Source organism: Acinetobacter sp. H1(2024) (genome assembly GCF_046557555.1).
GTDB classification, from domain to species: domain Bacteria; phylum Pseudomonadota; class Gammaproteobacteria; order Pseudomonadales; family Moraxellaceae; genus Acinetobacter; species Acinetobacter seifertii.
The window spans coordinates 146925-165494 of sequence record NZ_JBKGFO010000003.1 but is presented as its reverse complement, the minus strand read 5'-3'; the positions used below and the strand labels follow the sequence as shown (position 1 = coordinate 165494).

At 36.2% G+C, this 18570-nt stretch carries 19 protein-coding genes and 2 pseudogenes; 13 read left to right on the top strand and 8 right to left on the bottom strand.

Translation table 11 applies throughout. The features are described 5' to 3' along the window. The first annotated feature begins 139 nt into the window (after positions 1-139). The 4 genes from ACLCEG_RS10340 (at position 140) to ACLCEG_RS10325 (ending at position 4816) form a co-directional block, all read left to right on the top strand. Positions 140-613 (top strand): pilin, encoded by a 474-nt coding sequence (locus ACLCEG_RS10340; RefSeq protein ID WP_410567410.1) that lies wholly within the window; start codon positions 140-142, stop codon positions 611-613. A gap of 69 nt (positions 614-682) precedes the next feature. Beyond that, on the top strand, positions 683-2338 hold the full coding sequence (locus ACLCEG_RS10335) for a Wzy polymerase domain-containing protein (protein WP_410567408.1): 1656 nt from the start codon (positions 683-685) through the stop codon (positions 2336-2338). 4 nt (positions 2339-2342) lie between these two features. Beyond that, positions 2343-3089: a TfpX/TfpZ family type IV pilin accessory protein gene (tfpZ, locus tag ACLCEG_RS10330; RefSeq protein ID WP_410567406.1), complete on the top strand. Its 747-nt coding sequence runs from the start codon at positions 2343-2345 to the stop codon at positions 3087-3089. A 98-nt stretch (positions 3090-3187) separates the two neighbouring features. Next, complete coding sequence (locus ACLCEG_RS10325) at positions 3188-4816, top strand: PglL family O-oligosaccharyltransferase (RefSeq protein WP_199999857.1); 1629 nt, start codon at positions 3188-3190, stop codon at positions 4814-4816. 41 nt (positions 4817-4857) lie between these two features. Here ACLCEG_RS10325 and bfr read toward each other — a convergent pair whose 3' ends face one another. The 7 genes and pseudogenes from bfr to gmk all read right to left on the bottom strand — a co-directional run bounded on the left by bfr (position 4858) and on the right by gmk (position 9769). Then, entirely contained in the window at positions 4858-5322 is a 465-nt protein-coding gene (gene bfr, locus ACLCEG_RS10320) for a bacterioferritin (protein WP_000678123.1), read from the bottom strand. A 244-nt stretch (positions 5323-5566) separates the two neighbouring features. Then, positions 5567-5761, bottom strand: coding sequence for a bacterioferritin-associated ferredoxin (locus tag ACLCEG_RS10315; RefSeq protein WP_216135547.1), 195 nt, complete (start codon positions 5759-5761; stop codon positions 5567-5569). A 208-nt stretch (positions 5762-5969) separates the two neighbouring features. After that, positions 5970-6353 (bottom strand): RidA family protein, encoded by a 384-nt coding sequence (locus ACLCEG_RS10310; protein WP_002051728.1) that lies wholly within the window; start codon positions 6351-6353, stop codon positions 5970-5972. 121 nt (positions 6354-6474) lie between these two features. Continuing rightward, positions 6475-8580: a RelA/SpoT family protein gene (locus ACLCEG_RS10305; RefSeq protein ID WP_004705224.1), complete on the bottom strand. Its 2106-nt coding sequence runs from the start codon at positions 8578-8580 to the stop codon at positions 6475-6477. A 39-nt stretch (positions 8581-8619) separates the two neighbouring features. Further along, a pseudogene (locus ACLCEG_RS10300) lies at positions 8620-8750 on the bottom strand (hypothetical protein). 38 nt (positions 8751-8788) lie between these two features. Next, a complete protein-coding gene (rpoZ, locus tag ACLCEG_RS10295) occupies positions 8789-9067 on the bottom strand; it encodes a DNA-directed RNA polymerase subunit omega (RefSeq protein ID WP_000135049.1) in 279 nt (92 codons plus the stop codon). Positions 9068-9139: 72 nt separating this feature from the next. Further along, positions 9140-9769 (bottom strand): guanylate kinase, encoded by a 630-nt coding sequence (gene gmk, locus ACLCEG_RS10290; protein WP_004705226.1) that lies wholly within the window; start codon positions 9767-9769, stop codon positions 9140-9142. 122 nt (positions 9770-9891) lie between these two features. On the opposite strand from gmk, the gene ispH reads away from it, so the two are divergent. Beyond that, positions 9892-10842: a 4-hydroxy-3-methylbut-2-enyl diphosphate reductase gene (gene ispH, locus ACLCEG_RS10285; RefSeq protein WP_004705229.1), complete on the top strand. Its 951-nt coding sequence runs from the start codon at positions 9892-9894 to the stop codon at positions 10840-10842. Here the strand turns inward: ispH and ACLCEG_RS10280 are convergent. Next, positions 10808-11105, bottom strand: a pseudogene (locus tag ACLCEG_RS10280) (hypothetical protein); the annotation flags it as partial. The gene ispH and the pseudogene ACLCEG_RS10280 overlap by 35 nt on opposite strands. Between ACLCEG_RS10280 and ACLCEG_RS10275 the strand changes: the two are divergent. From ACLCEG_RS10275 to rpsP, 8 genes are all read left to right on the top strand, one after another. Then, positions 11011-11451 (top strand): Tfp pilus assembly protein FimT/FimU, encoded by a 441-nt coding sequence (locus tag ACLCEG_RS10275; RefSeq protein ID WP_410567403.1) that lies wholly within the window; start codon positions 11011-11013, stop codon positions 11449-11451. The pseudogene ACLCEG_RS10280 and the gene ACLCEG_RS10275 overlap by 95 nt on opposite strands. 14 nt (positions 11452-11465) lie before the next feature. Continuing rightward, on the top strand, positions 11466-11963 hold the full coding sequence (pilV, locus tag ACLCEG_RS10270; protein ID WP_410567401.1) for a type IV pilus modification protein PilV: 498 nt from the start codon (positions 11466-11468) through the stop codon (positions 11961-11963). After that, positions 11956-12873: a PilW family protein gene (locus tag ACLCEG_RS10265; RefSeq protein WP_410567399.1), complete on the top strand. Its 918-nt coding sequence runs from the start codon at positions 11956-11958 to the stop codon at positions 12871-12873. Before pilV ends, ACLCEG_RS10265 begins: the two co-directional genes overlap by 8 nt. Then, positions 12870-13559 carry a pilus assembly protein PilX gene (locus ACLCEG_RS10260; RefSeq protein ID WP_191016410.1) on the top strand — a complete coding sequence of 230 codons (690 nt, stop codon included), beginning with the start codon at positions 12870-12872 and terminating at the stop codon, positions 13557-13559. The genes ACLCEG_RS10265 and ACLCEG_RS10260 overlap by 4 nt, the downstream gene beginning before the upstream one ends. 25 nt (positions 13560-13584) lie before the next feature. After that, positions 13585-17169, top strand: a complete 3585-nt coding sequence (locus ACLCEG_RS10255; protein WP_410567397.1) for a pilus assembly protein — start codon at positions 13585-13587, stop codon at positions 17167-17169. 11 nt (positions 17170-17180) lie between these two features. After that, a complete protein-coding gene (locus ACLCEG_RS10250; RefSeq protein ID WP_039250529.1) occupies positions 17181-17744 on the top strand; it encodes a type IV pilin protein in 564 nt (187 codons plus the stop codon). After that, positions 17744-18166, top strand: coding sequence for a type IV pilin protein (locus ACLCEG_RS10245; RefSeq protein WP_199999862.1), 423 nt, complete (start codon positions 17744-17746; stop codon positions 18164-18166). The genes ACLCEG_RS10250 and ACLCEG_RS10245 overlap by 1 nt, the downstream gene beginning before the upstream one ends. Positions 18167-18312: 146 nt before the next feature. Next, the gene (rpsP, locus tag ACLCEG_RS10240) at positions 18313-18564 is read left to right on the top strand and encodes a 30S ribosomal protein S16 (RefSeq protein WP_000260334.1); all 252 of its coding nucleotides are present in this window, start codon (positions 18313-18315) and stop codon (positions 18562-18564) included. Positions 18565-18570 lie beyond the last annotated feature (6 nt).

The window sequence follows — 18570 nt, the reverse complement described above, 5'->3', positions numbered from 1 at the left end:
TATATAAATAAAATTAATTTTAATGAATCTTAACTTGCTGTTTTTAAATGAAAATAAAAGTTGGCATGATTGCTGCAATATAGTTGGTAGCTTAAAAAGCTTATATAAAAACATATATACAATCTTTGGGGAAAAGGCTATGAATGCACAAAAAGGTTTTACATTAATTGAACTTATGATCGTGGTTGCGATTATTGGTATTTTGGCGGCTGTCGCGTTACCTGCATATCAAGATTATACAGTTCGTGCAAAAGTATCTGAAGCAATTTTAGCTGGTTCAGCATGCCGTACGACAGTAACTGAAGTTTATCAATCAGCAAGTGGTTCTTTGCCAGGTGCAAATGGTTGGGGATGTGAAGTTGGTACTAGTTCAAGTGCAGCTTCTAAATATGTACAGCAAGTAACAACAGATCAAAATGGTGTAATTACTGTAACAACTACAAACGATCCATCTTTAAAAGCTGCTGGAAGTAGTACGATTGTTATGACACCAACTTTAGCTAATGGTACTGCTATGACAAGTACAAATATTGGTACTTCTGTTGGGGCTTGGAAATGTGGCCCAGGTACTATGCCTACAAAATATTTACCAGGTTCATGCCGCGGTGCTTAATTAATAAATTAGTAGTATAGAGGGGATGTTTATGCATCCCTTTCTTTTTCTTCTAAATAAGAAATTATTATGTTAGTACGATATATTTTTATTTTTGCAGCGTTTTTAATGAGTTCCGCTTGGTTGATTCCTAATCATTATATGCCTTGGCTTGCTGCACATAGTGATTTCCTTGCATTTTTAGCATTATTAATTTTAAGTATAAGTTTTATTAAACAAAAACAAATAATATTTTTACCATTATCATTTATATATTTATCTTCAATTGTTTTTATACCAATTTTACAATTTTTGGCAGGTAAGATATTTTTTTTTGGAGATGCTTTAATCGCAGTTATTTATATATTAGGTTTTGTTCTTGCTTTGGTATGTGGTTTTTTGATTGGAAAAGAAAATAAAGAAATTTATAAATGGTTTTTTTTTATAATTTTATTTAATGGTATAATCTGTATTTATATCGAGATAAATCAATGGTTGCTATTGAGTAATGGAAGTATATGGGTTGTTGATTTGTTTCAATCCTCCAGGCCATATGGTAATTTTGCTCAACCTAATACATGTGCAACTTTTCTTTCAATGGGGTTGATGTCAAGTTTATATATATATGAAAAAAGATATATAAATAAAATTGGTCTTGTTTTAATTGGCACTTTTATTTTTTTTGGTATCGCATTAACTCAATCGCGTACATCTTGGATTTTTATTTTAGTTTTCATAATTTGGTGGTTTTGGAAAAGCAACTACTTAGAAATGAGATTGAATAAAAATTTAATATTTTATTTTTTGTTAGTTTATATTTTGTTTATATTGATTTTGCCGGAAGTCTCAAGTTCATTGGGAGTAATTGGTACAGCCGATATCATAACTCGTACTACAACCGGCTATTTACGTATTCCAATGTGGAAGCAGATGCTAATAGCAATAAAAGAACAACCCTTATTTGGTTATGGATGGAATCAGGTAAGTGTTGCTCAATTAACTGTTTTTCTAAAATATCCAACACATGAGTGGGTTGAACATAGTCATAATATTATATTAGATATATTTATATGGAATGGAATACCATTAGGTATATTAATTGTTGGTTTTATTGGCTGGTGGTTATATCAATTAAGTAAACTAACTATTTCTATAGAATCTTTTGCTGCTTTATCTATGGTGGGGGCAGTTTTAGTTCATGGAATGCTAGAATTTCCGCTGGAATATGCCTTTTTCCTTTTACCAGTTGGATTTTTATTAGGATTGGTACAGAGCGAAAATAATAATACGAAAACTATAAGAGTAAATAATAAGTTATTTTCTATGTTTATAGTTTCTGCTTTTTCTTTATATATTTGGATTTTTTTAGAATATAAAGCTATAGAAAAAGATGTTCAATTAGCACGTTTTGAGTCTCTTAATATTGGAAATATTCATGCTAATCGATCAGCTCCTAAAATTTTATTACTTAGTCAACTTCGAGACCAACTGAAATTTATTCGTACACCTCCCGTAGCTAATATGTCAAAAGATGAATTAAATTGGATGAAATCAGTGTCATATCGTTATGCTACACCAACTGCTTTATATCGTTATGCGCAGGCCCTTGCTCTTAATAACCAGCTTCATGAAGCAAAAAAGCATTTATTGATTATTGAAAAACTACATCATAAGAAATTTAGTACAGAATCTTTATATCAGGTTAATGACTCATTGATATTTGGTTGGAAAAACACGGGGAAATGAAACTATGAAAAAATTGTTAACAATGAGATCTAAATTCTTTTTGTACCATTTGTTAATTTCTTTCTTGTTCGCTTTTTTAATTCTTCTATGGGTGTTTTTTGTTTGGTATTCGCAACCTTTAGCTAAAGCTGTTGGTGTTATTCAGATTTTTTTAATGATGATAGCTATAGATGTTATATTGGGTCCTACTTTAAGTTTTTTAGTATATAAAGAAGCAAAAAAAACACTCAAATTTGATTTAGCTGCAATTATTCTTATTCAAATTTTAGCTTTAGGATATGGTTTATATAGCATTGCTCAAGGTCGGCCTGCTTGGTTAGTTTATAACGTAGATCGTTTTGAACTTGTACGTAATAATGAAATTATTGAGGCCAATATTCAAATAACTCAGCCACAATTCCGGTACCCTTCTTGGTTTAATCCGCAATTTGCCGCTGTTAAAGTGCCAAAAAATAAGGAAGAACGTAGTAAAAGTATGTTTGAAGAAATATTTAGTGGTGTTTCTTCTGCTCAACGACCAGAACTTTATGTTGACTTGGTGCAGGTTAAATCACTTATACGAAATAAAGTTCAAAATTTGAAAGAATTGGAAAAGTATAACTCTAAACAGCAAGTAGAAAATATTTTAAAAAAATATCCAGAAGCCAATTCATGGGTTCCTTTAAAAGCCAATGCTATAGATATGGTTGTTTTAATGGATAAAAACTCAGCTCAAGTGGTTAAAATTGTAGATTTGCGACCATGGAAATAAGTTAGGAAATCTTGTGGTAAGATACATATACAAGCTAATTCTTCTCACTTTCTTCCATGTATAATCCTTTTCAAGTTTTTGGCTTATAACCTGTCTTTATGCAAGTATTCTTTCTGTTCCTCGCAGCAATTCTGTTGGGTTTTGCGTGGCTATCGCCATTTCACTATAACCCTTGGGTGATGTTCTCTAGTGAGATAAGTACTTTTGCAGCAGGTTTAAGTGTCTTAGCTGCACTTTTTTATCAAAATGTAAAAATTCCACGGGCACAATTATTACTATTGCCATTTATTTTAATTCCAGTGGTGCAGTGGGCTTTTGGTCTAATTTTCGATTTTAGTACAGCTTTGTTAAGTTCACTTTACTTATTAGGCTTTTGGTTAATGGTTGTGGCTGGCTATAATCTGCCATTAGATCAACAGCAGCGAGATCAAATTTTTACAGGGTTTAGTTTACTTACTGTTATTGTTTCGGTTGCAACTAGTCTTATTGCAGTTTGTCAGTGGTTAAATATTGATACACATTTTGCTCACATGTTGCATTTGATTGGTAATAGACCTTACGGTAATTTTGGGCAACCGAATAATATGGCAACCTTTCTCATTATGGGATTATTAGGATGCTTATATTTATATGAAAAGAACAAGGCTTCAGTTTGGTTGCTCTTGCCATCAGCACTAACTATTTTATTTGTAGTTGTTCTGAGTCAATCACGAACCTCTTGGATTGTTTTGCCGTTTTTACTTATCTATTGGGCTGTTAAGCAATTTAACAAACCTAAGCGGTTTGGGTTATTTCAAGGCCTACTTTGGTGTGCTGGCTTTTTCCTCATGGCGGGCTTAGTTTTACCGTTTATTACAAGCTTAATTGAAACATGGTCACATACAGATATAACTCAGGCGAGTAGCTTGGCTGAACGGGCAAGTTCTGGTTACTTACGCTTCAATATCTGGACCCAAATGTTACTCGCTGTACAGCAACATCCGTGGCTGGGATATGGCTGGAATCAAACCAGTGTTGCTCAAATGTCTGCTTATGCTCTTTTTCCAACGACGGAGTGGACGACCAGCGCTCATAATGTGTTGCTAGATCTTATTATTTGGAATGGTATTCCACTTGGTGCGGTGATTATTGCTTACTTTACATGTTGGTTATTTTGGCTAAATCAACAAGCAAAAGAAACAATCTCGATTATCGCAGTGATGATGGTCTGTACTGTGCTTATTCACGCCATGTTGGAGTTTCCGCAGCGCTATGCCTATTTCTTACTGACTTGTGGCTTTTTATTAGGTGTAATTCAAGCACAGACTCCAATACTGAAAGGCGTTGTATTAAGTAAAAAGCTTTTGCGTTTAGTATGGGGTATAGGCTTGGTGCTTATAATCGCAATTTGGCGTGATTACAACGTATATGTCATGAATAGTAATTTACTATTTAAAAATAAGCAGCCAAATGCTGAGTTTATGGGAAGCGATCGAATTTTTGTTTTAACTCAATTTGATCAGCGTTTAAAGTGGATTGCACTTAATCCTAATGTATCCTTATCTGAAGCAGAATTAATTCAATGGGGAAATTTTGTGAAGAACAAAGCAACTCCATATAATTTGCGTAAATATGCTCAGTTACTTGCTTACAATGGAAAAGTAGATCAAGCAGAGCAACAAATATTTATTTTGCAGCACCTTTATGGACAGCAAATAACACTGCCGCAATTACTAAAAGATAAATAAAAAAAATCCCCTTGTTCTCAAGGGGATTTTTTTATGGGAAATTACATTTGGCTCTGGATATAATTTTCGATACCAACGCTACCGATAAGGTCAATTTGAGTATCTAACCAATCCCAATATTCTTCTTCTTTTTCTAAAATTTCTTGTACTAAATCACGCGTTACATAATCTTGTTCAGTTTCAGCTAAAGCGACTGCTTTTTGAATGGCTTCAATGTTTTCTTTCACTTTGCGAATATCACATTGCAGAACTTCTTCTGTATGTTGACCAATATATAATTTACCTAGATGTTGAAGATTTGGAAGGCCTTCTAAAAATAAGATACGCTCAATAATTTTGTCAGCATGCTTCATTTGACGAATTGATTCTTTATATTCAGCAGAACCGAGTTGTTCAATCCCCCAGTCATTGAACATGCGAGAGTGTAAAAAGTATTGGTTAATTGCAGTTAAATGATGATACAGCACTTGGTTAAGCTGATTAATCACATCACGATTGCCTTTCATTGTAGCTACTCCAAAACAATTTCTGCCTTAATCCAATTAAGGCAATCTATGAGTTCATTTTAGTGAACAATCATGGAGATGGCGAGTAATTTATAGAACAGCAAATGAAAATCGCAATCAAAAACAACACAATATTGGTAAAGGTGAGTTTCCTTCCAAAAAAAACCGCTTGAATGAGGAACAATGAACGTTCCGCAAAAAGCGGTGGAGGAGTCAATAATTTACTGTTAAATACTAACTTTTATTATGCAGCTACAGAAATACGAGCAGCAATTTCAGCTAATTCATCACTAATAATAGCACGTGCTTCTGGTACACAGCGTCCGCAGCAAGTACCAAGGTCAAGCAAATCGCGAATTTCACGATAGCTTTCAGCGCCATTTTCAATAGCGTCTTTGATATCTTGATCTGTAATGCCACGACACAAGCAAACGTACATGGGAGTGATCCCCAAACATAAATGCGATAATTGATATTATTGATAATTATTATCGTTTGTCAATGAAATTCATTTAAAATCTCATTTATCTTTATTGGGATTTTGGATAAAAAAATACCACCTAAGCGGAAATCTGAGAGTTGTCCAGATTTTTAAGCACGGTGGTATTTACGTTTTTCACTAAATATTTAAGAATTAAATTGTTCTCTTATTGATTAATAATAACAATACCGTCCATTTCAACTAATGCACCTTTGGGTAAACTTGCTACCCCAAGTGCAGCGCGAGCTGGATATGGCTGAGCAAAATATTCACCCATGATTTGGTTTACAAGTTGGAAGTTAGATAAATCAGTGAGAAAAATATTGAGCTTTGCAATATCTGCAAGTGAGCCACCTGCGGCTTCACAAACTGCTTTTAGGTTATCAAATACGCGGCGGATTTGAGCTTCAATACCGTCGACGAGTTCCATACTGTATGGGTCTAAACCAATTTGCCCTGATAGATATAATGTATTACCCACTAAAATGGCTTGAGAATATGTGCCGATAGCAGCAGGGGCATTTTCAGTATGAATGACTTGACGGGACATTTGGTTCTCCTTGATTAAATCTTTTTCCATCATAATCGATGATACGTTTTGACAAAAGTATCATCGATTTAATTAATTAAGTGATTTTGGAAAGTTAGATTTTAGTAAAGCAGAACAAATTTTAGCTAACTTTGGAAATTTCCGCCTGCGGAGCTGGGGCATCTAAGCGTTCAATACGTGGGAATCCGTAGTGCATGCGTAAATCACGAATAACTTTTGCAATATGCTTACGATTGTTCACCACAATATTGAAGAAAGTTCGTTGCTCGTTGGAATGTACCATTTCTACCCCTGCATTATTTTTACGGCATTGATAGATAAGGTCTGATACCTGTTCATCATTCATAGCCATATAAATCGCAAGGTAGGCAGTAAAGCGTACATCATCTACATCATCTGCTTTCCATTGAAGCGGCATGATATTTTCTGGATGCAAATGCTGTTCATGCAGTAAATTATGACAACGAATACGATGCACAATTAATCCACGGCGTGTTAAGTGACCTTGAATGAGATCGCCCAAAACTGGATTGCAGCAGTGAGCATATTTAACATCGATGCCTTCAGTACCCTGAATTAATCGGTCTGAATTTTCTACTTGTGGATGTTTGTCATTTGCAAACAAATGATTGGCTACGAGTTGAGGAAGTAAGTCTCCAACTGCGATTTGCTCAAATAATGCATCTTTATTATCAATATGACGCCATTGTAAAAGATCTAGCCAATCTGCTTCTGAAAGATCATTGATTGAACGGTTAAAGAGTTTTAATGCTCGTGAAAGTGCCTGTGCACCCACTAAACGTTGTTCTTCAATATCTTGATCTTTGAGTACATGTTGTAACGCACGGCGGGCTTTTTGAGTATTAATGAAGCTTAACCAGTCCGGATTTGGAGTTGCTAAAACATCAGTAATGATTTCAATTACCTGTCCACTGACTAGGGGAGTTGAAAGTGGTTTAATTTCACCATCAACTTTTGCACCTACTGCATGGTTACCCAAGAAAAGGCTTGCTGAATAAGCAAAGTCAACTACCGTTGCGCCTTGTGGTAATTCGTGTAGTTGCCCATGTGGGGTGTAAACCCAAATTTTTTCTTGATGTAAGTAATCTAATAAATCATTAAAAGTTGTTTTAGCACATTCACCATCAATGAGTGTATTTAAGTTCTGCATTGATGCCTGAATGGCAGACCGGCAAGTTTGTGGAGCATTTTCACCGAGTACTACACCGAAACGTGCGGCTTTACGCATGAGTTCAGTTTGAATGGTGAGTGATAGTGTGGTTTTTTCGCCTTTAAGCTTGATTAATAAAGACTGATTACCGCCAGGTAATGGGCGTCGAATATGGTCTTGGTATTCGATAACTTGAAAATTTTCTTTTAATGCTGCAAATAAACGGTCACAGTCGGCAACTGACTGTAAAACAATTTCAAAGGCATGACTATGGGTAAGCTCTTGTAAATCCATCTCGCTTTTGACGAAATGGCGTAATAGTTCAATATTATTATTTTTCTTTTTAATACGGCCTTGAATATGGTAGTTGTGCAGAAGCTCTGCTAGATTTTGTTCCCAAATGCTTTGGTATTTACATCGTTCGGGTTTGGTTTGGAGTAATGCATTCTGGACGTTATCAAACATATCTAAATCAAGATTTTGATAACATAAATTTTCAAGATTATCAGCCATTTCATTCATGCCGACTAATCTTGCCATAGGTACAAAAATATCAAAAGTTTCTTGCGCGATACGAGCACGTTTATCAGGACGCAAAGCACCTAAGGTTGTCATATTATGATAGCGATCGGCTAGTTTAATAATAATGACGCGTGGATCTTGTAGTGTTGCTTGTAGAATTTTTCTGAAAGACGCAGCTTTGTTGTATTCTTTATCACTCGATTGGCTTAGCTTGGTCACGCCATCAACTAGCTCTGCAACAGTTTGGCCAAATCGCTCAGTAATATCTTCTTTGGTATATTGAGTATCTTCAATGACATCATGTAAAAGGGCTGCCATTAAAGTTTCAGCGTCCAATCGCATATTAGCTAAAATACAGCTAACAGCAATAGGATGTAGAATATAGGGTTCACCACTTTTACGTGTAATACCAGTGTGTGCCAGATCTCCAAAATCACAGGCAGCAAGCACTTTCTCGACTTCACTTACGGATAAGTAAGGTTCGATAATTAATTTGAGCTGTTGCTTGGCTTGGCTGACCTCTTCGCCTGGCATAGACCACCCTTTTTCTGTTGCTTAAAAAACTAAATCTATCTACTTCTTAATGAAAAGCATATTGCGGAACTTGTCAATTTTTTCGGTTGAAAAAGTATATTTTTTTTTCAATGAAAATAATTGTTTTTGCCAATATGTTTTAAATATGAAGAAGCCAAATAAAAAACCATCGCAAAGAAACGATGGTTTTTTATAGAAACAGGAGTAATTAGAAAGAAAAACCTTCTAAATTCAAGCTGTTTGTAGAAAGGGCAAGATCAAGACTCGAAGTTTGATAATCTTGCTCACGTTGTTTAAGAATTTCTTTCGTTACGTGACCTACAGCGATTTCACGTAAAGCAACAACTGTCGGTTTGTCGTTATCCCATTCTACAGTTGGCTCCATGCCTTGACGTGCCAATTGACGAGCACGTTTACTTGCAACGAGCACAAGCTCAAAACGGTTGTCTACATGATCTAAACAATCTTCAACGGTGACGCGTGCCATAAAAGTTCTCGTTCTGGAATGGTAAATTTGAACAGACTAAATAGTATAAAAGGCTTTCGTTCTAGACTCAAGTTATTCCTGTTTTGGTTGAGGAGTAATCAAGTCTTGAATTAATGTTTGGTGTCTTTTTGCTTGCTGAGATAGCACTAGACGGTTCGCTGTAATCACAGCTTCAAGCTCATGCAAGGCTTTATTAAAATCATCATTGATAATGATGTAGTCAAAGTTCGTATAATGCTGCATATCTTCAACAGCACAGCTTAAACGATGTTCGATCACTTCAACAGAATCTGTACCGCGATTAGATAAACGCTGACGTAAGTCAAATTGAGTAGGCGGTAAAATAAAAATTTGTTTAGATTCAGGAAACAGCTTACGTACTTGCTCTGCACCTTGCCAATCAATTTCAAGCAAGACATCATGTCCTTGAGCTAACTGTTGTTTGACGGTTGCTTGCGAAGTGCCATAGTAGTTACCGAATACTTCAGCGTATTCAATAAATCCATCTTGGTTAACTTGGTCTAAAAAGTCATCTTTTGTTGTGAAGTGATAGTGAACACCATCTAATTCACCTGGTCGTTGACCTCGGGTAGTATGCGAAACTGAAACATGTAAATTGCTTACACGGTCAAGTAGGGCTTTCACCAAAGATGTTTTGCCCGTTCCTGATGCAGCAGAAACGACAAACAATAGACCCGACATGATATTTTTCCTGATATGATAAAATATCTTCGCTATTGTAGTGTACCGTGCGTTTAAACTGAATAGTTTTAACTGCAAATATTTAAGAGAAGTTCCCCTGTTTTATTAATTTTGAGGCTGTTATGGAAATTGTGTTAGCTAATCCGCGTGGTTTTTGTGCCGGTGTTGATCGAGCCATAGCAATCGTCAATCGTGCTTTGGAATGTTTTAATCCTCCTATTTATGTACGTCATGAAGTTGTACACAATAAATTTGTGGTAGATGACTTGCGTCAGAGAGGGGCGGTTTTCGTTGATGAGCTGGACCAAGTGCCAGATGACTCAATTGTAATTTTCAGTGCACACGGTGTTTCAAAAGCAGTCCAGCAAGAAGCGGAACGTCGAGGTCTAAAAGTTTTCGACGCAACTTGCCCTTTGGTTACCAAAGTACATATTGAGGTCACTAAATATGCTCGTGAAGGAACGGAAGCAATTTTAATTGGTCATGAAGGTCACCCGGAAGTTGAGGGTACGATGGGGCAATATGACAAATTAAAAGGTGGGGATATTTATCTGGTAGAAGATGAGGCTGATGTAGAAGCCTTACAGGTAAGACATCCAAACAAACTTGCATTTGTTACACAAACAACCTTATCTATTGATGATACAGCAAAAGTGATTGATGCATTGCGTGCGAAATTCCCAAATATTCAGGGACCACGAAAAGATGATATTTGTTATGCAACTCAAAACAGACAAGATGCGGTACGTGACTTAGCTGAAAAATGTGATGTCGTATTGGTAGTTGGCTCACCTAATTCATCAAATTCGAACCGTTTACGTGAGCTTGCTGAACGTATGGGGAAAGCTGCCTATCTCGTAGATAACGCCGATCAGCTTGAACAATCATGGTTCAATGAAACTTGTAAAATTGGTGTAACAGCTGGTGCCTCAGCTCCAGAAATTTTAATTAAGCAAGTCATTCAACGTTTACAAGACTGGGGTGCTCAGGCACCTAAAGAGTTAGAAGGACGTGAAGAAAATATTACTTTTAGTCTTCCTAAAGAATTACGCATTCATGTAACGCAAGCCTAAAGTGTGACTTATTTAACATACTGATTTTAAAATAGTTAAACAGATAATTGTGATATGACAGTTATCTGTTTTTTTATACCCTTTATCTGGTTTGTATTCGTTTTGTAAAACTAAAACGTAAAATTTATATAGAAATAAAAAATTTTAAGTTTATTTGGGGTTATGGGGATGAGGGGAATTATTCCGCAAGAAGGGTTCACCTTAATTGAGCTCATGGTAACCATCGCAGTAATGGCAATTATTGCAATGATGACGGTACCGTCTTTTACTAAAACAATTCGTAAAAATGAATTGATAGTTGATACCAGTAATTTTGTTAACTTACTGTCTGAGACTCGTTCAGAAGCTGTATTTAAACAAAGTAATCGAGTGTTAGCTTTAGATAGTAGCGTGACAACCTTTTATAAAAAATGGACGCCTTCTAGCCGTGTTGAGAAATACACAGGTGCTACGAGTGTTACTTATAACCGTCAGGGACAATCTACAGCAACTACAAACTTATGTTTTGTATTTCAGCATACCTTAGATAACACTTTAAAATCCTATATTTATGTGCAAAAAGATGGCATCGTTTTTTACGATAAATCGGCAACCAGCTGTCCGAATTAATTGAGGAAATAATAATGATAAGGTCTCAAAAAGGTGCTGGTTTAATGGAAGTGCTTGTTGCACTACTTTTATTGAGTATTGCTGTACTTGGTTTTGTTGCTTTACAAATACGAGCAGTTGCTGCAAGTACTGAAGCAGGTCAGAACATTCAAGCAACCAATATAGCCCGAGATTTGGCAGAGCGTATACGTGTAAACCGAGGTGGTTTGAGTAAGTATGCTGAGATTGGTGCAAGTGACGTATTGCCAACTTGTTCTACAGGGGAGTGTGATGCTGATCAGATGGCAAAATACGATTATGCCCAAGTCAAACAACGTGCTACAGATTTAGGTATGAGTCTTGCAATATTGAATTGTAAAGGTTTTTCATCACAACGAACTCGTCAATGCATATATGTAGCATGGGGTGGTACAACAGCTACAGATGGTAATGGTAGTCCGAATTGTACTAATGGTACCGCCTATGTACCTGACGCAAAATGTATCATTATGGAGGTTTATAACTATGATTAAACCTCAACAAGCTTTTACTTTGATTGAACTTATGATCGCTTTGGCACTTGGTTTACTAATTGTCGCTGCAGGGCTTGCCGTTTTTTTAAGTAGTCAGCGTTCAATGGGACTACAAAGTAGCTTAGGAGGCTTACAGCAAAATGCCAATTTTGGACTTTCATCTTTAACACATGATTTACGACATGCCAATTTGAATACCCCATCCAATCAATATATAAACAATAAAATGGTTGGTTCAGGTATTGTTTTCGCTAAAGAAAATTTCCCTTCAACGTTGCAAAATATTACTGATTTAGAAACTAAATTTGTGTCCTTACAGGATAAGGATACTGACAATACTTCAGGGAAAAGTGATCAATTAACCATCCAGTTTGTACCTGCTACAAATGAAATTATAGATTGTGAGGGGAATACGATTACCGATGCACAGTCTAAAACTATTGTCCAACGCTACTTCCTAAAAGAGATTAATAAACCTACAGGTGAGCCAGTTTCTTATTCATTGGCTTGTGATGCTGGATGGTATAAGAATGGCGATACCGCAATTACTGGTTTAGATAATAACGCACAACAAATTATGCAATATATTGATGCTTTTAAAGTGCGATTAGGTGTTAAAAATTTAGTAAATAATAAGTTGCGTTATATGACATTGAAGGAATATAAAGCAGCGATGGATAGTAGTGTGACTGATCCCAAAAATTATTTACAAGTGGTTTCAGTTGAAATTGGGGTGTTAGCGCGTTCAACTGGAAAAATTGGTTCTGATTCAAATTTAAATACCCAGAAGACATTTAACTTGGCAGGACAGACTGTGACATTAAATGGAACAGATGCAGTCAATCAAAAATATTTACGACAAGCTGTAAGTCAAGTGGTGGCATTAAGAAACACATTGGGGGCCTCATGATAAAAAAGCAGCACGGTGCAACACTCATTGTTGTTCTTATTATTTTAATCATGGTGACCTTGTTAGGTACTCTTGCGATTAAATCAGGCATCTTAGGCTTAAAAATTGCGACTAATAGTCAAGTAAATGCTTTGTTGCTCGAAAACTCTGACGCAGCATTATTTAATATTGAGAATCCAGCAAAGATTGAACAGCAATTAGCTTTAAATGGCATGTTTGCCTATTTTAACTCGGCAGATAATGCACAAGATGAACTGGTGTTTTGTTATAAGGCATCAGAAGATACATTTTTTAGTTTACAAAAAGCAAGTGCGATTACTTCTGATGGTGGTACAACGAAAATTGGGGTGGACGGTTTTTGTAAGTCCAATTGGTTTGCAACAGGTCGTTCAGCTGTTTTATCTCAAATTTATTTAACCCGTGCAGCAACTACAGCAACTCCTTTTGGAAATTTGCCTTTAGGTACGAGCCAAGGGCAAAGTAGTATTCCTAGTATTTCGAATAATATTGGAGCTACGGTGATTTCAGTGTTGCCAAGTTTTTCTGGAGCGAGTAGCTCACAAATAGAAAATTGCTTTAAACAACGCGCTTCTTTGGTAGGTGCTTGTTTTGATGGGTTGAATATACCGTATAACATGCAGCATGCAGATTATACGGTTGGTGGTTCACCACAGTTGGCATCGTAATGTGGAAAGATTGGGGATTGAAAAAATGATGAATTTAAAAAAAAGAAAACTGCTTTCTGTGATGGTGTCAACTTTAATGGCATGTAGTAGCGTATCGGTATTCGCGAGTGATATTGATATTTATAAGATACCTCGTGCAAGTAAAATTACTTTATTTCTGATGTTTGATACCTCGGGAAGTATGGGATCGGGAGATAACTATACTGATTTAAATGGTAGAAATTCTGCTAGTAGTCTCTATCAAGATTACAATATTTGTCCATGGAGTAATATTGGGTCTTCTCGTTATCCTAATTATGTTTCTGATGTGAATGTTGAAAGTAAAACTTATCAAGTAAGGAGTGGTACACAAAAAACTTATAACGTTAATTACTGTGATGTATCTAATACAACTTACAATAATTTAGCTAATTTATATAAAAATCGAATTTTAAATGAATGTGTTAAAACTAGCTCAACTTCTGATAGTTATAGATGTTATGACCGTTTATCTCGGTTAAAGATTGCATTAACTCAAATTCTTAGTAGTGATGAGCTTCCTGATACAACACGGATAGGTCTGGGGCAGTTTTCTAGCCCAACAAGTACATCTACATATTCGCATGATGGAAAAAGTGGGCGTGTAATTTATCCAGTTGTAGCATTAACTCAAGCAAATAGAGAAAAGCTGATTGATATAGTAACGGGATTAAGTGCTTATAATGGAACTCCTTCTGCCGCTGCTTATGGAGAAGCTGGGGCATATTTTTTAGGTGCTAATACTTATGGGCTAACAAATAGTGGTTATAGCTATTCAGTAACTACTGCAAAAAATAATAATAATGGCTATATAGCACCACTAAGTGCCTCGGAAAGAGCGGATACTTGTAATGGGCAAGGAATTTATTTTTTAACAGATGGTGTTGCTAATAATTCTATCAGTAGTTACACATCTGCAATTATGAATAAATCTATTCCGCTGTCAGGTACTGGATTAAGTGGAGGAGGTAGTGATGCTGGTTGGGCTGAAATAGGAAAGTTTTCTAAATTACTTAGAGGTACAAACTATAATATTAAAACTGCGGTAGTAGGTTTCGGGAGCGATTTCCCCAATAGTTCAACTTATGTTAAAGATTTACCAGTTGATATTCTAGATCAGGATGGCGATGTAGTTGAATCAGTTAATCGTCGTTTTTATGACTGTTCGGCTTTACCTGATGGAGATATTAAAAATACATGTAACTGGGGAGCAAAACCACATGCTCAATTGTCAAGTAGTGTAGGTGGGTTTGGTAATGGTGGATTTTATTCTGCACAATCAACACAGGATGTGATTAATAGTATCAAATATTTTGTAGATGATATTCGCCCTCGATTTAAACCTGTTCTTACTGGATCGCCAACCTTACCTCAAGATGCATTAAATTCATTGCGTATTCAGCCTTATGCTTATTATGCCTCTTTTACACCAAAACCTCAGGATCCTACTCAGCTTTGGGTTGGAAATATGAATAAGTATAATGTCAAAAGTGGTCAATTGTACGCAAAAGATAAATCGACAAAACTATTTAATACAAATGGGTCATTGAACCAGGCTGCTATAGGTATATGGGATGGTGGTGTAACTCAGCAACTACCATTAGGTACACATTTAAATACAGATAATATTCGAGTTGAAGATAGAACGCTTTATACCAACCGAGAAATTACAGGCAATGCAGCACCTTATACTGCTATTGAAAGTGATTCACTCAATAAAGTAAGTTTGCAGAACTTATTTGCAATAGATCCAAGTGGTTCTGCATCATTTCAAAATGATCCTGCTAAAAACTATTGGTTAAATTTATTAGGATATAATATTGGTGAAAATGAAACGGTAACTTTAGATGATGTGATAAAGAAACCTGAACTTCGTCAAGTCGGTGCAATAATGCATTCAACGCCAATTCTCTTGACACAAGAGGGTAAAATTACGATATCAGGTGGGCAATTAGATACTACAAATCGCAAAGACTATTTACTGTTTGGTAGTACCCAAGGTCTCTTACATATTGTTGATGCAGAAACTGGAAAAGAAACTTTTGCTTTTGTACCAAATGAAATTATGCAAAAACAATCTAAAGCATTTTTAAGTGAGACTTCTAGTACAGGAGGTAGTAGTCTTTTATTTTATGGTATAGATGCTCCTTGGAGTGCTTATACGCAGTATGTGGCTAAAACCGATGGTACATTGACGGTAAAAAATTCAGGACGTACTGTAAAAGATAGTACGAGCGGTAAAGACATTGCTTTAAAAGGATTGCAGTGGGTTTATGGTGGCTTGCGTATGGGAGGGCGTAGCTACTATGCGTTAGATTTATCAGATATTACAAACCCTACACTCAAGTTTCATATTAACCCCGATGGTGCAATCAATGCCGATCAAACACCAAAGACTGATAATCCACTCAGTTATATGGGGCAAAGCTGGTCAAAACCAACATTGGGCTATGTTAAGTTTGGTGGTGCAAAGAAACTGGTCATGTTTGTTGGTGGTGGGTACGACACTGGTTATGAAACTCCTGCTTATAATCAGACCAATGGTAAGGGTGCAGGTGTCTATATGTTTGATGCCAATAATGGTGATTTGCTCTGGTGGTCAAGTGCTAATGATACAGCAAATAAAGGCGCAGAAGCATATACTCAAAATAATGATTTAAAATACAGTGTGGTGAGTCAAATTAATGCTGTTGATCGTGACAGTGATGGTTTAATTGATCATTTATATTTTGGTGATTTGGGGGGGCAGGTTTTTCGTGTTGATTTTAATAATGAATCTACTGATAAAACAGATTTTGCAAAACATGTAGTAAGAATATTTAATCAGCATGATATCTCTGGAAAGGGTGCTAGCCCACGTTTCTATGAAATGCCAAGTTTTTCTGTTTCTAGGGATGGAAATGGTTCCATAGTGGGTGTAGTTGCCTTGAGTTCAGGTAATCGTAGTTCACCATTATCAGGTGTAACTGGTACAAATAATGCGACTTCTTCAACCAGTGCGAGTGATGGTGTATTTGTTATTTTTGACAAGGATGTGGCGAACGCGAATTTATATAGTTTGGCTGATGCTGATTTAAAAACAAAGGATGTTGCTCTTGATTCTTTAAATGCATATTTTGATGATAAATTTACTAAGGATGCATATAAAAATGGAGTGGATATCGCGACAAAAAATGGTTGGAAATATACTTATTCAAATAGTGCTGGTGTGTATAAAGGCATGAACGGGCTTTATGCCTTAGATGGTATGCTCTATGTCAATGTGTTTTATCGTGATGGCAACGGGATAAATGGTTCTTGTGGTGGTGGAGTGAAAGGTAATTCAAAGCTTTATCAGTTTTGCTTGCCAACTGGAAAATGTGATTTTTATGGTAGTACTACAACGCAACCAAATAATACTGATTTAGGTGCTGGTATTTTGGGAACAGGACTAGGAGACTATTCGGGTAATACTACGGGTAATAAACTGATAAAAAATGTAGTTTCAACTGATCTTGATTGTACAAAAGCAGCCAATAAAAACTTACCAGAATGTCAAGTATTTAGTACGGCAGTAAAATTGCAACATTTGCGCTGGTATGAAGCTCGTTAATAGGTGGAAAAATGTTGAAGCAAAAGGCATTTACCTTAATTGAGTTGATGATCACACTTATAGTAATCGCAGTTTTAGCTGCGATTACGTATCCCAATTATAGACGATATATGGAAAAAAGAGACCTGGCTGTGGCACAACAGGAGGCGCAACATCTTGCTTCAGAACTAGAACGGTTTAAAGCCAAAAACTTTAGCTATAAAGGTTTTGATGCAAGTTATATTTATAATGCTGGAACGGTCACTCCTTATGATGCAACCACTGGTAGTCTATTGTTGCCACTGGATGCTACAGCAACAACTGCAAAGTATACACTGACGTTATTAGATGCCACTCAACATTTACCTTTATCTATTTTAAAAGGCTCTGATGGTAACGAGACAGCAGATTCTGCGAAAGTCCAAGGTTTAAACTGGGTTATTATTGTTGAACGGGCTAAGAATAGTAGTGGTGAACCTAAGCAAGCTAATAACTATGATTTACTTATAAACAGCGATGGTTTTCGTTGTATGACAAAAGTTAAGAATGTAGTCAGTGGATATAACGACTGTGGTAGCAATAGTGAGACATGGTAATGAAAAAATATGAAGGTTTTACCCTCATAGAGCTAATGATTGTGGTTGCTATTATTGCAATTTTGGCAGCAATTGCTTACCCCTCCTATACACAGTATAGAATTCGGACGAATCGTGCGGATGTGCAAAGTGAAATGATGCAAACAGCGCAACGTCTACAAAGTTACTATGTGATTAATCATAATTATACTAGTGCTACACTCAATAATGGTTTAACTACTAAAGATTATCCAGCATCCAATCCAATTTATACTATTGCACTAGTCACAAACTCTCAAACATGGACGCTTACTGCAACTCCTAAAACAAGTACGATTCAAGCTGGAAATGGGACTGTACTTTTGAATAGTGACGGGCAGAAATGTTGGACTAAAGGTCAGTCTTGTACAACTTCAACCACTTCCAATTGGGGTGGACGCTAATTTAAATTCAAAACTGCGGATAACTCAAAATTTAATCTTTCTTTCAGGGCGAAAATCACGTAGAATGTCGCCCTCTATGAAAGGGGTTTGAAGTGTTGCCGATGGTCGGCGCAGGGATAATCCGTAAGAATTATAAGGCTTTTATCATGGTTGTTATTCGTTTAGCACGTGGCGGCGCAAAAAAACGTCCATTCTATCAAATCGTTGTGACTGATAGCCGCAATGCACGTGATGGTCGTTTCATCGAGCGTATCGGTTTCTTTAACCCGACTGCACAAGGTCAAGCAGAAAAACTTCGTTTAGATGCAGACCGTTTTGCTCACTGGGTTTCTCAAGGTGCTCAACCTTCAGAACGTGTTGCTTCTTTAGCTGCTCAAGCTAAAAAAGCTACTGCATAATTATTG

Excerpts from the sequence above, each read along its gene's own strand:
- ACLCEG_RS10275 (WP_410567403.1), top strand. The coding sequence starts at position 11,011 with ATGAGGGGAATTATTCCGCAAGAAGGGTTCACCTTAATTGAGCTCATG.
- rpoZ (WP_000135049.1), bottom strand. The coding sequence starts at position 9,067 with ATGGCACGCGTCACCGTTGAAGATTGTTTAGATCATGTAGACAACCGT.
- pilV (WP_410567401.1), top strand. The coding sequence starts at position 11,466 with ATGATAAGGTCTCAAAAAGGTGCTGGTTTAATGGAAGTGCTTGTTGCA.
- ispH (WP_004705229.1), top strand. The coding sequence starts at position 9,892 with ATGGAAATTGTGTTAGCTAATCCGCGTGGTTTTTGTGCCGGTGTTGAT.
- rpsP (WP_000260334.1), top strand. The coding sequence starts at position 18,313 with ATGGTTGTTATTCGTTTAGCACGTGGCGGCGCAAAAAAACGTCCATTC.
- ACLCEG_RS10260 (WP_191016410.1), top strand. The coding sequence starts at position 12,870 with ATGATAAAAAAGCAGCACGGTGCAACACTCATTGTTGTTCTTATTATT.
- ACLCEG_RS10340 (WP_410567410.1), top strand. The coding sequence starts at position 140 with ATGAATGCACAAAAAGGTTTTACATTAATTGAACTTATGATCGTGGTT.
- ACLCEG_RS10315 (WP_216135547.1), bottom strand. The coding sequence starts at position 5,761 with ATGTACGTTTGCTTGTGTCGTGGCATTACAGATCAAGATATCAAAGAC.
- ACLCEG_RS10335 (WP_410567408.1), top strand. The coding sequence starts at position 683 with ATGTTAGTACGATATATTTTTATTTTTGCAGCGTTTTTAATGAGTTCC.
- tfpZ (WP_410567406.1), top strand. The coding sequence starts at position 2,343 with ATGAAAAAATTGTTAACAATGAGATCTAAATTCTTTTTGTACCATTTG.
- ACLCEG_RS10245 (WP_199999862.1), top strand. The coding sequence starts at position 17,744 with ATGAAAAAATATGAAGGTTTTACCCTCATAGAGCTAATGATTGTGGTT.
- ACLCEG_RS10325 (WP_199999857.1), top strand. The coding sequence starts at position 3,188 with ATGCAAGTATTCTTTCTGTTCCTCGCAGCAATTCTGTTGGGTTTTGCG.
- ACLCEG_RS10305 (WP_004705224.1), bottom strand. The coding sequence starts at position 8,580 with ATGCCAGGCGAAGAGGTCAGCCAAGCCAAGCAACAGCTCAAATTAATT.
- ACLCEG_RS10250 (WP_039250529.1), top strand. The coding sequence starts at position 17,181 with ATGTTGAAGCAAAAGGCATTTACCTTAATTGAGTTGATGATCACACTT.
- ACLCEG_RS10255 (WP_410567397.1), top strand. The coding sequence starts at position 13,585 with ATGATGAATTTAAAAAAAAGAAAACTGCTTTCTGTGATGGTGTCAACT.
- ACLCEG_RS10265 (WP_410567399.1), top strand. The coding sequence starts at position 11,956 with ATGATTAAACCTCAACAAGCTTTTACTTTGATTGAACTTATGATCGCT.
- bfr (WP_000678123.1), bottom strand. The coding sequence starts at position 5,322 with ATGAAAGGCAATCGTGATGTGATTAATCAGCTTAACCAAGTGCTGTAT.
- ACLCEG_RS10310 (WP_002051728.1), bottom strand. The coding sequence starts at position 6,353 with ATGTCCCGTCAAGTCATTCATACTGAAAATGCCCCTGCTGCTATCGGC.
- gmk (WP_004705226.1), bottom strand. The coding sequence starts at position 9,769 with ATGTCGGGTCTATTGTTTGTCGTTTCTGCTGCATCAGGAACGGGCAAA.